At 69.2% G+C, this 14,611-nt stretch carries 12 protein-coding genes, 1 tRNA gene and 1 pseudogene; 9 read left to right on the top strand and 5 right to left on the bottom strand.

The genetic code is table 11. From position 1 onward, the window contains the following. Nucleotides 1–41: 41 nt before the first annotated feature. A complete protein-coding gene (locus RM788_RS25325) occupies nucleotides 42–689 on the top strand; it encodes a TetR/AcrR family transcriptional regulator (protein WP_106185028.1) in 648 nt (215 codons plus the stop codon). Between the two features lie 308 nt (nucleotides 690–997). On the opposite strand, the gene RM788_RS25320 is transcribed toward RM788_RS25325, so the two are convergent. After that, nucleotides 998–2,185 carry an amino acid deaminase/aldolase gene (locus tag RM788_RS25320; protein ID WP_315934235.1) on the bottom strand — a complete coding sequence of 396 codons (1,188 nt, stop codon included), beginning with the start codon at nucleotides 2,183–2,185 and terminating at the stop codon, nucleotides 998–1,000. An 88-nt stretch (nucleotides 2,186–2,273) separates the two neighbouring features. On the opposite strand from RM788_RS25320, the gene RM788_RS25315 reads away from it, so the two are divergent. Then, entirely contained in the window at nucleotides 2,274–3,578 is a 1,305-nt protein-coding gene (locus RM788_RS25315) for a D-arabinono-1,4-lactone oxidase (RefSeq protein ID WP_315934234.1), read from the top strand. Nucleotides 3,579–3,878: 300 nt separating this feature from the next. On the opposite strand, the gene RM788_RS25310 is transcribed toward RM788_RS25315, so the two are convergent. The 4 genes from RM788_RS25310 to RM788_RS25295 form a co-directional block, all read right to left on the bottom strand. Then, entirely contained in the window at nucleotides 3,879–4,508 is a 630-nt protein-coding gene (locus RM788_RS25310) for an NAD(P)H-binding protein (RefSeq protein ID WP_315934233.1), read from the bottom strand. Nucleotides 4,509–4,522: 14 nt separating this feature from the next. Beyond that, nucleotides 4,523–5,140: a hypothetical protein gene (locus RM788_RS25305; protein ID WP_315934232.1), complete on the bottom strand. Its 618-nt coding sequence runs from the start codon at nucleotides 5,138–5,140 to the stop codon at nucleotides 4,523–4,525. Between the two features lie 345 nt (nucleotides 5,141–5,485). After that, entirely contained in the window at nucleotides 5,486–6,415 is a 930-nt protein-coding gene (locus RM788_RS25300; protein ID WP_315934231.1) for an NADP-dependent oxidoreductase, read from the bottom strand. A 351-nt stretch (nucleotides 6,416–6,766) separates the two neighbouring features. Then, nucleotides 6,767–6,849 (bottom strand) — tRNA-Leu (locus RM788_RS25295). Nucleotides 6,850–7,005: 156 nt separating this feature from the next. Here RM788_RS25295 and RM788_RS53035 point away from each other — a divergent pair. The 7 genes and pseudogenes from RM788_RS53035 to RM788_RS25260 all read left to right on the top strand — a co-directional run. After that, nucleotides 7,006–7,266: pseudogene (locus tag RM788_RS53035) on the top strand (DUF3662 domain-containing protein); the annotation flags it as partial. A 135-nt stretch (nucleotides 7,267–7,401) separates the two neighbouring features. Continuing rightward, entirely contained in the window at nucleotides 7,402–8,187 is a 786-nt protein-coding gene (locus tag RM788_RS25285) for an FHA domain-containing protein (protein WP_315934229.1), read from the top strand. A gap of 51 nt (nucleotides 8,188–8,238) precedes the next feature. After that, nucleotides 8,239–8,703: an FHA domain-containing protein FhaB/FipA gene (locus RM788_RS25280; RefSeq protein WP_315934228.1), complete on the top strand. Its 465-nt coding sequence runs from the start codon at nucleotides 8,239–8,241 to the stop codon at nucleotides 8,701–8,703. Then, nucleotides 8,700–10,130: a PP2C family protein-serine/threonine phosphatase gene (locus RM788_RS25275; RefSeq protein WP_315934227.1), complete on the top strand. Its 1,431-nt coding sequence runs from the start codon at nucleotides 8,700–8,702 to the stop codon at nucleotides 10,128–10,130. Before RM788_RS25280 ends, RM788_RS25275 begins: the two co-directional genes overlap by 4 nt. A gap of 4 nt (nucleotides 10,131–10,134) precedes the next feature. Next, nucleotides 10,135–11,598, top strand: coding sequence for an FtsW/RodA/SpoVE family cell cycle protein (locus tag RM788_RS25270; protein ID WP_315934226.1), 1,464 nt, complete (start codon nucleotides 10,135–10,137; stop codon nucleotides 11,596–11,598). After that, nucleotides 11,595–13,070 carry a peptidoglycan D,D-transpeptidase FtsI family protein gene (locus RM788_RS25265; RefSeq protein ID WP_315934225.1) on the top strand — a complete coding sequence of 492 codons (1,476 nt, stop codon included), beginning with the start codon at nucleotides 11,595–11,597 and terminating at the stop codon, nucleotides 13,068–13,070. Before RM788_RS25270 ends, RM788_RS25265 begins: the two co-directional genes overlap by 4 nt. Beyond that, the gene (locus tag RM788_RS25260; protein ID WP_315934224.1) at nucleotides 13,070–14,536 is read left to right on the top strand and encodes a protein kinase domain-containing protein; all 1,467 of its coding nucleotides are present in this window, start codon (nucleotides 13,070–13,072) and stop codon (nucleotides 14,534–14,536) included. The genes RM788_RS25265 and RM788_RS25260 overlap by 1 nt, the downstream gene beginning before the upstream one ends. The last annotated feature ends 75 nt before the right edge of the window (nucleotides 14,537–14,611 follow it).

The raw sequence follows: 14,611 nt of genomic DNA, 5'->3' as shown, positions 1-14,611 counted from the left end.
TGCGGTTCACAGGGAAGTGCGAACCGCGTCGAGCAGGCACTATGGGGGTCCCAACGTCGTCGCCTGGAGTCGCCGTGACCAGTTCCACCCCGCTGCGCCGCCAACCGGTGCAGCAACGGAGCGCCAAACGCGTCGAGCGGATGCTCGAGGCGTGCGCCTCGCTGATCGAGGAAGTCGGCTACGACGGGGTGACGACAACGCTCATCGCCGAGCGCGCGGGCGTTGCCGTCGGCTCTCTCTACCAGTTCTTCCCCGACAAGCGCGCGGTGGTGCAAGCCCTGACCATGCGCAACCTCGACAAGTTCATGGACACCATCACCGCGCGGTTCGCCAAGACACCGCTCGAGCACTGGTGGGACGCCGTCGACACGATCTTCGACGCCTACGTCGGCATGCACCGCGACGTGCCCGCGTTCAGCAAGGTCCGCTTCGGCGACGCCGTCGACATGCGGCTGCTGGACGACAAGCGCGACAACAACGCGGTCATCTCCGACCGGATGGTCGAGCTGATCGCCGCGAAGTTCGGCATCCCGCTCGACGAGTTGCAACTGCCGATCGCCGTGGCCGTGCAGGCCGCGGACGGCGTGCTCGACCTGGCGTTCCGCATCGACCCCAACGGCGAGCAGCGCGTGCTGGACGAGGCGAAGTCCCTGATCAGGGGCTACCTGTCCACCCGCTTGCCGAAGTAACCCGGCTCGGCACCGGTCGGCCCCGCGAGCGGCCGGTGCCCTCCCGGATGTCGAAAGTCCCGTCTTCACCGACAACGGAGTGTCCGCCGCTCGGATGCGACCTCCGACGGTGCGCGGAAGGGGTGTCGCGGGCGACTTCTCGCCAACTCCGCCGCGTGAGTTGTCCACAGCTTTGGCAAAGTTGTCCACAGGTCAAATTCACAGCTGTGGAGAGGTCCTCTACCGGTAGTGGGTCACCCCTCGACCGACCACAAGGGACGAGTCCGAGACGTGACCCGAACCACCATTCCCGCCCTGGTCAGACCCGGTCAGCCGAAGTTCTGGGCCTCACCGCGGTAGGTGGGAACCGTGCGCTCGACATCGTTGCCGGCGAGCAGGTGGACATGGTTGAAACGCTCCGCCAGTTCACCCGCTTTGGCGTGACGCATCCACACCCTGTCCCCCAGTCGGAGACTGTCGGCGGCTTTGCCCACAACCGGCGTCTGGACCTCGCCCGCGCCCTCCATCGCCAGGGTGGTGAGGCCCTCCGGGAGGTACGGGCTCGGCTGGCGGTCGGGCGTGGCCGTGCCCGAGGCGATGTAGCCGCCGACGAACAGGGTCGCGGTGTTGCGGGCCGGGCGGCGGACCACCGGGAGGGCGAAGAGGACCGCGGGTTCGGGGTGGAAGCTGCGGTAGGCGTCGAACAGCGTCGGGCCCGCGAGACCGGAGCCCGCGGCGAGTTCCGTGACGCTGGGGTCGGAGCCGGTGACCTCGAGGCTGCCGGTGCCGCCGCCGTTGACGAACTCGAGCGGCGCGGCCTGGCGGATGGCGGCGACGGCCGCGCTGCGGCGCTCGATCAGTTCGGCGGCCGAGCGCTTCTGCATCCAGTGGACGATCGCACCGCGCACCGGCTGACCGGGCGGGTTGTCGCCGAGGCCCGCGATCTGACCTTCGTACGCCATGACGCCGACGAGCGTGAAGCCCGCGCGGTCGGTGATCCGACGGGCGAGCAGGCCGGCGTCGCGAGCGCTGTGGACCGGCGACCTGCGGGTACCGACGTGCAGGCCGGGCAGCGGGCGCCAGGAGACGTCGAGTTCGAGGCAGACCCGGATGGTCGGGTGGTGCGCGCCGAGTGCCGCGTCGACGAGGTCGAGGTGGTCGAGCGAATCGATCATCAACGTCACCCGGCCGAGCGCGACCTCGTCCGCGGCCAGCTTGCGCAGGGCGCCGTGGTCGACAGTCGGGTACGCGACCAGCAGGTCTTCACTGGTGTTGTGGCCCGACAGCCACAGCGCCTCGGGCAGCGAGTAGCACATGACGCCCTCGTAACCGGGCTTGTCCAGCACTCTTTCCAGCAGATCGCGCACCCGGACCGACTTGCTGGCGACCCTGATCGGCCGACCACCGGCACGGCGGACGAGGTCCGCCGCGTTGTGGTCGAACGCGTCCAGGTCGACGATCGCGAACGGAGGATCGAAGTCCTTCGTCGCCGTGTCCAGGCGGGTTCGGCGCTGCATGAGCTTCACCGTACGGCCTCAAGCCTTGAAATGTGAATAGCTTTCACCTACGGTTCGTATTGTTCGTCACAGTCCGAGGAGTCGCCCCATGAAGGCCCAGTGGACCAACTGGGCGGGCACCGCGTCCGCCTCCCCCCTCCGGGTCGAGCACCCGGCCAGCACCGATGCGATCGCCCACGCGATCACGTCCGCGCGCGCGGACGGGCGGACGGTGCGGCCACGCGGGAGCGGGCACTCCTTCTCCGAGATCGCGGTGGCACCGGGCGTCGCCCTCGACCTCGACGCCTGGACCGGAATCATCTCAGCCGACACCGAATCCGGCCTGGTCAAAGTCCGATCGGGTACCCCGCTCCACCAGCTGAACGCGAGCCTCGACCGCCTCGGCCTGGCAATGGCGAACCTCGGCGACATCGACGCCCAGACGATCTCCGGTGCCGTGTCGACCGGCACCCACGGCACCGGCGCCAAGCTGGGCGGCCTCTCAACCCAGATCGAGGCACTGGAACTCGTCCTGGCCGACGGCTCGATCGCGTCGTGCTCCCCCACGGAGAACCCCGACCTCTTCAACGCCGCCCGCCTCGGCCTCGGCGCACTCGGCGTGATCAGCACACTCACCCTGCGCTGCGTTCCCTCGTTCGTCCTGCACGCCCGCGAGACCACCGGCCACCTCGACGGCATCCTCGAGGAGTTCGACGACCTGACCGCGGTCGAGGACCACGTGGAGTTCCACTGGTTCCTGCACGGCGACGGCGTACTCGTGAAGCGCAACAACCGCGTACCAACGGGAACAGAACCCGAACCGCTCTCGAAACTGCGCCGCTTCTACGAGTACGAAGTCATGGAGAACACCGTCTTCGGCCTAGTGGCCCGCCTGGCCCGCGGCATCCCCAAAACCGCCCGCCCGCTCAACAAGCTCTGCGCCGCGGCCCTCTCCGAACGCGTCTACAGCGACCACTCGCACCGCGTCTTCGTCTCCCCACGCCGAGTCCGCTTCGTCGAGTCCGAATACGCGGTCCCCAGAGAAGCCCTGCACGATGTCATCAAAGAACTGCGCGCCGCCGTGAAGAAACTCGACCACGGCGTCATCGTCCCCGTAGAAGTCCGCACCGCCCAGGGCGACGACATCTGGCTCTCCACCGCGTCCGGCCGCGACACCGCCTACATCGCAGTCCACCAGTTCCTAGGCATGCCCTACCGCAAATACTTCGACGCCTTCGAACACATCGCAGCCTCAGCAGGCGGTAGACCCCACTGGGGCAAAATGCACACGCTCAACGCCGAAGCCCTCCGGAACCGCTACCCCCGATTCGACGACTTCACCCGAATCCGCAACCAGGTAGACCCAGACCACCTCTTCACCAACCCGTACCTCGACCGCGTACTGGGCACCTGATCGGCGCAGCCGCCCCTCGCATCCGGCGCGGAGCGCCCGCCCTCTGTCCAACGCGCAGCGAGGATGCCCAGTCAGCGCAGCTGATGCTTGAATCGGCACAGCCGATGCTGGCGAAGCCAGACCTACCCCTGCCCCCGATACACAGCGCCCTCCTGCCCCACCCCTGTTTGTCAAGGCATCTTTCCCGCCTTGACAAACAGGGGTGGGGCATTGAGACAATTGCGCTACGGGGGCCGGGCTACACCAGACACCCCCAACCCACCGGGGACCGGGCTTCACTCCCCAACCCCCAAGACCCCCCTAAATCGGGTCGTCCCCACCAACCACTTCCAACGTCCGCCCGACCGTCTCCGGCCGATCGATCAAAGCCAGGATCACCGCTGCCACATCCGCCCGCGGGATCGACCCCCGGTCCACCGTCTCACCCAACGCCACTGTCCCTCTGGCGGGTTCATCCGTGAGCGCCCCAGGACGCAGGATCGTCCAATCCAGATCCCGCGCCCTCAAATCCTCCTCAGCAGCGCCCTTCGCCCTCAGGTACACGGCGAATTCCGGTGCCACCGACGGGTCATCGGCCTGGTCGACACCCATCGAGCTGATCTGCACGAACCGCCGAACGCCCGCCCGCTGCGCGGCCGCCGCGAACAACGCGGCCGCTGCTTTGTCGACGGTTTCCTTGCGTTCCGGTCCACTTCCGGCTCCCGCGCCTGCGGCGAACACCGCGGCGTCTGCGCCGGTCAGGTATTCGGCCACGGCTGCGACGTCCGCCGCTTCCAGATCACAGTGAACGGGTACCGCACCGGCTGTCCACACATCGGTGAAGTGGGCGGGGTTCCGCACCAACGCGGTGGCTGCGTCCCCTCTTGCGGAGATGAGCCGCTCCAACTCCAACGCGATCTTCCCGTGGCCGCCGGCAATCACGATTCGCATGCCACGACGGTATGTCAGGAAGCGGTGGCCAGCACCTGCTCGTAGACCAGCTCGTTGACCCAGCGCGTGGTCGCGGTGTCCTCGACCGGCACGTACTCGTTGCGGCCCGCCACGTCCACGGTCACGGTCGACTCAGCGTCGGCCATCAGCACCGAGACGCCGTAGCGGCGGACTCGCGGCAGGCAGTTGGACAGGTAGTCGTGGGTGAAGGCGACCGACGTGGGGAGGACGACCGCGGCGTTGCCGTAGCGGGCGAACGGGACGGCGGACGCGAGGGCGGTGCGCCAGTGGCGGGCCACGGCGAGAACTCCGACGATCTTGACGGCGGACGGCGGGACGCGGCCTTCCATCTCGGGCCACACCCAGGTGGAGACGGTGGTGCGGTCCGCTTCCGGGCCTGCTCCGACGCAGACGCGCTCGGCGTGCGCGTCGGCCATCAGCTCGGCGACGACGACCACCCGGCGGCCCATGAGGACCATTTCCGGGAGGACGACCCCGTGCCAACCGAGGCGGGCGGCTGCGGCCGCGGCGAGCTCCTCGGGGGTGCCGGGGAGTTCGGGAACCGGAACAGCAGTGGCCGACAGCGCCCGTGTGTCACCGGGTACCGCGATCCGTGCTGGTGTGCTGCTCACGCCAGGGCCTCCCTCGGGAATCACGGCGGGAGATCCGCCGTGTTTCGACTCGTGCTCTGGATAATGGGTACCAGGAGGATTGGGCCGCGCCTCCAGGTCGACGAGGGCCCTGCGATCGACGGCGCTGACCGGTCGGTGACCGGTAGATAGCGGTCTTGGGGAGTTCGGCCCGACGATGCTGCCGTCCGGGTGACACCTGGGCCGTCTGCCGGCTCGAAACCACTGCTGACAGTAGGCGTGGATCGCCTCCCGTCGCCTGCTCGACGGTCGGCGGCCGTTCGACCGCCGGACCGCTTGTCGACCGTTCAGCGCGCCAAATCGACCGGACGTCCTGAGAACCGCTGGTCAGATGACCACGACGGTCTTGCCCCGCGCACCGGTTGACCTGGGTCGGGCCAGTTCGGCGGCCGCCTCGGCGAGCGGCAAACGGTGCTCGACGGGCACGATCAGCCCGCCGTCGGACACGGACTCCGCCAACCGGCTCAGCGCTTCCGCCGTTCCGCGCGTCTCGAAGTTCCCGCCGCGCACGCCGCGGGAGGCCAGTACGTCGGCGTCGGCGGAGGAGGTCGTGCTGAGCGCCTGCCCGCCGAGTCGGACGGCGGGGAGGTTGGCGGCGAACCCGGCGCCGTCGCCCACCAGGTCGATGATCGCGTCGACGCCGTGCACCCTGCCGGTGAGCGGTCCGGCGGTGTGGTCGACGACCTCCGCGGCGCCCAGGGCCAGCAGCCGCTCGACGTCGTGCGGCCTGCCCGTGGCGACCACCCGCGCCCCGGCCGCGGCAGTGAGCTGGACGACGAACTGCCCGACGCCGCCGGTGGCTCCCACGAGCAGCAGGGTGATGCCCTCGCGGGGCTCCAGCGCGTCCACCAGCTGCACGGCCGTGAGTCCCGCCGTGGGGAGGGCGGCCGCGACCACGAGGTCGAACCCGGCGGGCAGGAGCGCCAGGGGGTTCGTCTCGGGCGCGGTGGCGTACTCCGCGTAGGTGCCCACGCCCGCGGGCTCCTGGAAGAACGTGCCGAACAGCGCGTCGCCCGGCGCGAACCGGGTCGTGCCTTCGCCGACCTCCTCGACGACGCCCGCGCCGTCGATGCCGAGCACCAGGGGGAAGACGTGCCGCATGGAGCCCCGCATCATCCCGTCGGCGACCTTCCGGTCGAAGGGGTTCACCCCAGCGGCCGCGAGCCGGACGAGTACTTCTCCGGGACCCGGTACGGGCTTGGGGACGTCCACGAGGACCGGCGCCCCGCCGAACTCGTGCACCGCGATGGCCCGCATATGCCCTCCGTCACTCGAACGGGTGACCGAGATCACCCATGCCGGAACTGAATCAGGGTAAGGCTAAACGATCAAGCTCTCCCGAAGGTCCCACCCGGCATCCCGAAGCGCCAACCGGCCCCGGACCAATGCCCGCCAAAAGGGTCCGAAGGGATCAACGTTCCGGGCACCCCGGAACAAGTGCGATTCGGATCACCACGACCACACGGGCGGGACGACTGATCACCGTCACCACCTGCGGGGTCCGGGGGCGCAGCCCTCCGGCCGGGGGTCCGGGGGTCGACCGCCGGTGTAATGCCGAAAGGCCCCTGACCGCGTACTCTGCGGTCAAGGGCCTTCTGGGACTTTCAATGGGCGAGGGGGGAGTTGAACCCCCACGTCCTTTCGGACACACGGACCTGAACCGTGCGCGTCTGCCATTCCGCCACTCGCCCGGAGCGACGTGGCAAACACTAGCACGCACTCTGGACGGGTTACCAATTGGGCCGTGTCCCACCACGTCAGCCCGGATACGATCAGGGTCGGAGTCAACCGAGTCGGAGGGTGTTGCCGTGGGCCTCGTACAGCGCTTCGAGCGCCGTCTCGAAGGCATGGTCGGAAATACCTTTGCGCGCGTGTTCGGCGGCAGCGTCGTCCCGCAGGAAGTCGCGCAGGCACTTCAGCGTGAAGCCGAGAGCAACATCCGCGAGCTCGCGGGTGGCAGACTCCTCGCGCCCAACCACTACGTGGTCCTGCTCGGCCCGCAGGACCACGATCGGCTTGCCGGTGACGGGCAGGATGAACTACGCATCACGCAACTCCTCGGGGACTCCCTCGGAGAGCACCTGGCCGAGTTTGGGTGGGATACCTATGGTGACGTCGTAGTCTCCCTGGAGCGCTCCGACGCGCTGCACACCGGACAGTTCCGAACCAGCTCGTCCGTCGACCCCGATGTGAAAGTTGCCAGCCGACGGTCAGCACCACCTCGCACCGCAGGAGACCGATCCATGAGCCAGCCTCCCGGCTACGGACAAGGACAGGGCCAGCCCGGCCACGACCCCTATGGGCAGGGCGGGTACGGCCAACCGCCACAGCAGCCCGGTTACGACCAGGGCTACGGCCAGGCGCCGCAGCAGCCGGGTTACGACCAGGGCTACGGCCAGCCGCCCGCGCAGGGCTACGACCAGGGTTACGGGCAGCAGCCCGCGGCTCCTGGCGGTTACGACCAGGGTTACGGGCAGCAGCCCGCGGCTCCCGGCGGCTACGACCAGGGCTACGGCGGCCAGCAGCCCGGTTACGACCAGGGCTACGGCCAGCAGCCCGCGCAGGGCTACGACCAGGGCTACGGCGGCCAGCAGCCCGCCGCTCCCGCGGGCTACGACCAGGGTTACGGGCAGCAGCCCGGCTACGACCAGGGTTACGGCCAGGGCGGGTACGGCCAGGGCGGCTACCAGGACCCGGCAGCGGGTTACGCACCGCCCGCCGTGCAGTCCGGACCGCGCACGCTGAACGCGACGCTGCACCTCGACGACGGCTCCAACCGCACTTATCCCCTCAAGCAGGGTGGAAATGTGGTCGGTCGCGGACAGGAGGCGGACTTCCGCCTGCCGGACACCGGAGTCTCCAGGAGGCACCTGGAGATCACGTGGGATGGGCAGAGTGCAATGCTCGCGGATCTCGGTTCGACCAATGGCACCACGGTGAACGGCACTCCAGTGCAGACTTGGCAGCTCGCGGAAGGCGATGTCGTCCGCATCGGCCACTCCTCACTGGTGTTCCGCACGCAAGGCTGAGGTCGATACGGGCGTCGGTGACAGCACTCAAGGCAGGAGCGGTTACAACCGGTGCCAGAGCTGGTGATGCAGCTGACCAGAGCAGGTTTCCTCGTCCTGCTGTGGTTGTTCGTGCTGGCCGCACTTCGAGTGGTCCGCTCCGATCTCTACGCTGCCTCGGGACTTCGGGTTTCAGTACCCGGCTTCCGAAAAAACAACGCGGACAAGGCCGCCAAGGGGAACAAGGCCCCCCGGCAACTCGTGGTCACCCACGGGGCGCTGACGGGTACCCGGATCTCCCTTGACGGCAGGCCGATCCTGATCGGCCGCGCAGACGACTCCACGCTCGTGCTGGACGACGACTTCGCGTCGACCCGGCACGCGCGGATCTCGCTGCGCGGCACTGACTGGTACGTGGAAGATCTCGGTTCCACGAACGGCACCTACCTAGACCGGGCCAAGGTCACGGCACCCCTCCGGGTCCCGCTCGGCTCTCCGATCCGAATCGGCAAAACGGTGATCGAGCTGCGATCATGACCCTCGTCCTCCGATACGCGGCCCGAAGCGACCGGGGCCTGGTGCGCAACAACAACCAGGACTCCGTGTACGCGGGCCCGCGCCTGCTCGCGCTCGCCGACGGCATGGGTGGCCATGCCGCGGGCGAGGTCGCGAGCAAAGTCGTCATCGCCGCCCTCGCACCGCTCGACGACGACGAACCGAGCGATGACCTGCTCGGCCAGTTGCGCGAAGCGGTCATAGCGGGCAACGGCGCCATCTCCGAGCTCGTCGCGAGCGACCCCGACCTGGACGGCATGGGCACGACGCTCACCGCCGTCCTGTTCGCGGGGAGCAGGTTGGGCATGGCCCACATCGGCGACTCCCGTGCCTACATGATGCGCAACGGTTCGTTCTCGCAGATCACGCACGACGACACGTTCGTCCAGTCGCTGATCGACGAGGGGCGGATCACCGAGGAGGAAGCGGCCACGCACCCGCAGCGCTCGCTGCTGCTGCGCGCGCTGACCGGCCACGAGGTGGAACCCCGCCTCATGGTCCGCGAAGCACGTCCCGGCGACCGCTACCTGCTCTGCTCGGACGGCCTCTCCGGTGTGGTCAGCCTGGAGACGCTGGACGAGGCGATCCGCATCCCCGACCCGCAGGCCTGCGCCGACCGGATGATCGAGTTGGCGCTCAAGGGCGGCGGGCCGGACAACGTGACGGTCATCGTCGCGGACGTCGCCGACATCGACTTCGGCGACGACGCTCCGATAATCGGTGGCGCCGCCGGCGACGGCAGCGCGGATCCGCCGCCACCGGACTCCCCCGCCTCGCGGGCGAGTTCGATCACCGGTCCCCGACCGGTCCCGCCGAGGGTGGAACCACCTCCTCCCCCGCCGGACCCGAAGGCCAAGCGGCGGCGCAAGGTCAAGGCCGTGCTGCTGGTGTTCTTCCTGCTGCTCATCCTCGCCGCCGCGGGCCTCGGCACGCGGTGGTGGGTGCTGCGCCAGTACTACATCGGGGCCACGGACCAGGGCCAGGTGTCGATCTTCCGCGGCGTCAGCGGCAGCTTCCTGGGGGTTCCGCTGCACACCGTCGCCGAGGGCTCGTGCCCTCCGGGGTCCGAATCCGCGTGCGAGGAGATCACGATCGACGACCTCCGGGTGTCGAGTCGCGAGGTCGTGCGCAACGGCATCACGAAGGGCGACCTGGAGGAAGCCAGGGAGGGCATCCGCAAGCTCCGCACGGAGCAGGTGCTGCCCCCGTGCGGTGACGGGCAGAAGGCCACGACCTCGTCGACGCCACCACCCACGACGACGTCCAGCACGTCGCCCTCCACGGTGATCGGCGGCACGACCACCGAGTCGAGCCCGACGCCCACCACGACCACCTCCAACCCGGACGTGACCAACCTGCCGACGCCGACGCAGACGCCGGGCACGGACTGCCGACGGAAGGGCCAGTAAGTCGATGGGTTCGCCGGTCCCCACCGGGGAGGCGCCGCTCGCCGCGGCGAGCAGCACGTCGCCGGGGTTGAGGCCGCCCACGAGGCGGTCCACCGAGCTGATCATGCTCGGATTCGCCTCGGCGCTGGTGACTGCCGCCCTGATCCTGGTCGAGGCCAACCAGGAGCAGGAACTGACGATGCAGATCGTCTACTACGGCGTCGCCTACATGGCGTTGTTCGCGGTGGCGCACGTTGCGGTTCGGAAATGGGCTCCGTACGCGGACCCGGTCATCCTGCCGTGCGTCGCGCTGCTCAACGGCCTTGGCCTGGTGATGATCCACCGGATCGACCTGCCGTTCGAGGGCAAGGTCATCCAGGGTGAGCTGTACACCGCGAACGCCCCGAAGCAGGTGCTGTGGACGGCGATCGCGCTGGTCCTGTTCTGCCTGGTGCTGAAGTTCGTGAAGGACCACCGGACGCTGGCCAAGTACGGCTACACCGCTGGCCTGGTCGGCCTGGTGGCCCTGATCCTGCCCGGCATCCTGCCGAGCTTCATCGCACCGGAGATCAACGGCGCGAAGATCTGGCTGAGGTTCGGCGCGTTCTCGATCCAACCCGGTGAGTTCGCGAAGATCCTGCTGATGGTGTTCTTCGCGGCCTTCCTGGTGTCCAAGCGCGACCTGTTCACGGCGGCGGGCAGGCGGTTCCTCGGCCTCGACCTGCCGCGCGCCCGCGACCTCGGTCCGCTGGTCGCCGCGTGGGGCGTCGGCGTGAGCATCATGGTGCTGCAGAAGGACCTCGGCAGCTCGCTGCTGTTCTTCGGCATCGTGCTGGTGCTGCTCTACGTGGCCACCGAACGCGCGGCGTGGGTGGTGATCGGCCTCGTCCTGTTCTCCGGCGGCGCGATCGTGGCGTGGAAGCTGTTCACCCACGTGCAGCAGCGCGTGGCGAACTGGGTCGACCCGCTGGCGACCTACAACGACGCGGGCGGCGGATACCAGATCGCCCAGTCGCTGTTCGGCCTCGGCACCGGTGGCATCTTCGGCGCCGGGCTCGGCGCGGGGAGGCCGGACCTGATCCCCGAGGCGAACACGGACTTCATCACGTCCGCGATCGGCGAGGAGCTCGGCTTCGTCGGCCTGTCCGCGATGCTGCTGATCTACGCGGTGTTCTCGCTGCGCGGCCTGCGCAGCTCGATCGCCGTCCGGGACAGCTTCGGCAAGCTGCTCGGCGGCGGCCTCAGCTTCGCGCTGTGCTTCCAGGTCTTCATCGTCGTCGGCGGTGTCACCAAGCTGATCCCGATGACCGGCATCACGGCGCCGTTCCTGTCCAAGGGCGGCTCGTCGCTGCTGGCCAACTACATCCTCGTCGCGCTGCTGCTGCGCATCTCGGACGCCGCTCGCGGCCCGAAGGTCACGCCGAAGCCGAAGCCGCAGCAGCCCGCGATCGCGGACCAGTTCACAGTCATGGTGGAGCGTCCCAAATGAACACACCGCTCCGCCGCGTCGGCGTCGCCATGATGGTGATGGTCCTGCTGCTCATGGGCAACGCGACGTACGTGCAGGTGATCAAGGCCGACGACTACCGCAAGGACGACCACAACCGGCAGCGCGTGCTGCTCAACGAGTACTCGCGCGAACGCGGGCAGATCATCGCCAGCGACGGCACGCCGATCGCGAACGTCAAGGCCACCGAGGACTCGTACCGCTACCAGCGGGTGTACGCGAACGGCCCGGCGTACGCGCCGGTCACCGGGTACTACTCGCTGACCTACGGCAGCGGCGGCGTCGAGCGCATCGAGGACGACCTGCTCAACGGCTCGGACGACCGGCTGTTCGCGCGCAGGCTGTCGGACGTCATCACCGGCCGGGACCCGAAGGGCGCCAGCCTCCAGCTGACCGTCGACCCGAAGGTGCAGCAGGCCGCCTACGACGAGATGACGAACCGCGGTTTTACCGGTTCGGTGGTCGCGCTCAACCCGCAGACCGGGGCCATCCTCGGCATGGCGAGCACGCCGTCCTACGACCCGAACCGGCTCGCCAGCCACGACGGCGCGGAGCAGGAGTCGGCGTGGCTCGAGTACACCGCCGACGGCGGCGACCAGCCGACGCTGAACCGCGCGGTGCAGGCGACCTACCCGCCCGGCTCGACCTGGAAGGTCGTCGTGGCGGCGGCGGCGCTGGAGGACGGCAAGACCAAGGACACCCAGCTGACCGCGGCGCCGACGATCACGCTGCCGGACACGAACACCCAGCTGCCGAACTTCAACGAGACGAACTGCGGCAGCGGTCAGACGGCCACCCTGGAGGAGGCGCTGGCCAGGTCGTGCAACACCGCGTTCGCTGAGCTGGCGGGCGAACTCGGCGAGCAGAAGCTGACCAAGCAGGCCGACAAGTTCGGCATGAACGACAAGGAACTGGCCGTCCCGCAGACCGTGGCCGCGTCGACCTACGGCCCGGTGCCGGACAAGGCCGCGCTGTTCCAGTCCGGCATCGGCCAGCGGGTCGTCGACATGACGCCGATGGAGAACGCGGTCATCGCCGCGACCATCGCCAACGGCGGCGTGCGGATGAAGCCGTACCTCGTGCAGAAGCTGATCGCGCCGGACCTGTCGGAGATCGACGAGACCAAGCCGGACGAGGTCGAGGACGCGATCAGCCCCGCGACCGCGAACACGCTGCGCGATATGATGCTGAAGTCGGAGACGAACACCGGCGGCGAGGGCAGGCTCAGCGGCGTGAACATCGCGTCGAAGACCGGTACCGCCGAGCACGGCGTCGACCCGGCGGCGGTGCCGCCGCACGCCTGGTACATCGCGTTCGCGCCCGCCGAGAAGCCCACCATCGCCGTCGCGGTGATCGTCGAGAACGGCGGCGACCGCGGCTTGGGCGCGACCGGCGGCAAGGTCGCCGCCCCCGTTGGCAGGGCGGTCATCGGCGCCTACCTGGCTGGCCGCTGATGCTGATCACCGGCCAGCTCCTCGCCGAGCGGTACCGCCTCACCAGGCGGATCGCCGTCGGCGGCATGGGCGAGGTCTGGGAGGCCGAGGACACCAGGCTCGACCGCAACGTCGCGGTCAAGGTGCTCAAGGCCGACCTCAGCGGTGACGCGGAGTTCCTCACGCGGTTCCGCATCGAGGCGCGGACGACCGCGTCGCTCAACCACCCCGGCATCGCCGCGGTGCACGACTACGGCGAGACGGCGTCCATGCCGGACGGGCCGGAGGACACGGCCTACCTGGTGATGGAGCTGGTCGAGGGCGAGCCGCTGGCCGCGGTCATCGCGCGCGGCAGGCTGACCGTCGACCGCACGCTGGACGTGCTGCAACAGGCCGGGACGGCGTTGCAGGCGGCGCACGAGCGCGGGCTGGTGCACCGCGACGTGAAGCCGGGCAACATCCTGGTCACCCCCACCGGCAAGGTGAAGATCACCGACTTCGGGATCGCGAAGGCCGCGGACGCGGCTCCGGTCACCCGCAACGGCATGGTGATGGGCACCGCCCACTACATCGCCCCCGAGCAGGCGCTCGGCCACGACGCCGAGCCCGCGAGCGACGTGTACGCGCTGGCCGTGTGCGGTTACGAGTGCCTCACCGGGCACCGGCCGTTCCGGTCGGAGAACGCGGTCACGGTCGCGATGATGCACATCCGCGACATCGCGCCGCCGCTGCCGCCGGACGTGCCCGCGGGTCCGCGCGCGCTGATCGAGGCGACGCTGGTCAAGGACCCCAGGCAGCGCTACCGCAACGGCGGCGAGTTCGCGGCCGCGGTCGCCGCCATCCGCGCCGGGCAGCCGCTGCCCGCGCCTTCGGGTCTGAGCATGGCGAACGGCCCGAGCATGGCCACCGGCCCGGTGATGACGCACCCCGGACTCCAGATGTCGCACCCCGCGTCCCAGCCCGGATTCCCCCCCGTCCGGCAGGGGATGCAGAGCGGTCAGCACCCCCTGCCGATCAACAGTCCGCACACGGGTAACTTCCGTCCGTTGCCCGCTCCGCCCCGACCGCAGGGGAAGGGGAAGGCCGCGCTGTGGGTTATGGTCGGTCTCCTGGTGGTCGCGCTGATCGTGCTAGGGGTTTTCGTGCTGCGCGCGGTTCTGGACAACACCGGGTCAGCCGGGTCGGACGGGCAACCGGGCACCACGGGCGCCCGGCCCGCGCAGAACCCCGGTGAGGTCGCGCAGCCGAGCGCGTCCGGGCAGTTGGGACCGAACAAGCGGGTGGTCCGGATCGAGAAGTCGGACTTCCTGGACCTGCCGGTGAACGAGGTGACCGAGAAGCTGGCGAAGGACGGCCTGCTCCCCGAGTCGCAGACGAACACCGGTGAGCAGCCGCGGGAGCAGCCGCGGTGCCTGGTCTCCGATGTGGCACCGTCGGGTGATGTTGCGATCGGCTCACGGGTGAAGGTGACCTGTGTGCCTACATGACCGGGACAGGCCAGGCTGTGCAGGTACGGAATCGAACTGCTAGACACGATGGTTAGACCGTTGACGAGGAGCGGG

This window comes from Umezawaea sp. Da 62-37 (assembly GCF_032460545.1).
Taxonomy (GTDB): Bacteria; Actinomycetota; Actinomycetes; order Mycobacteriales; family Pseudonocardiaceae; genus Umezawaea.
Note: the sequence above shows the minus strand (reverse complement) of the source record. Positions and strands in the feature narration are given on the sequence as shown.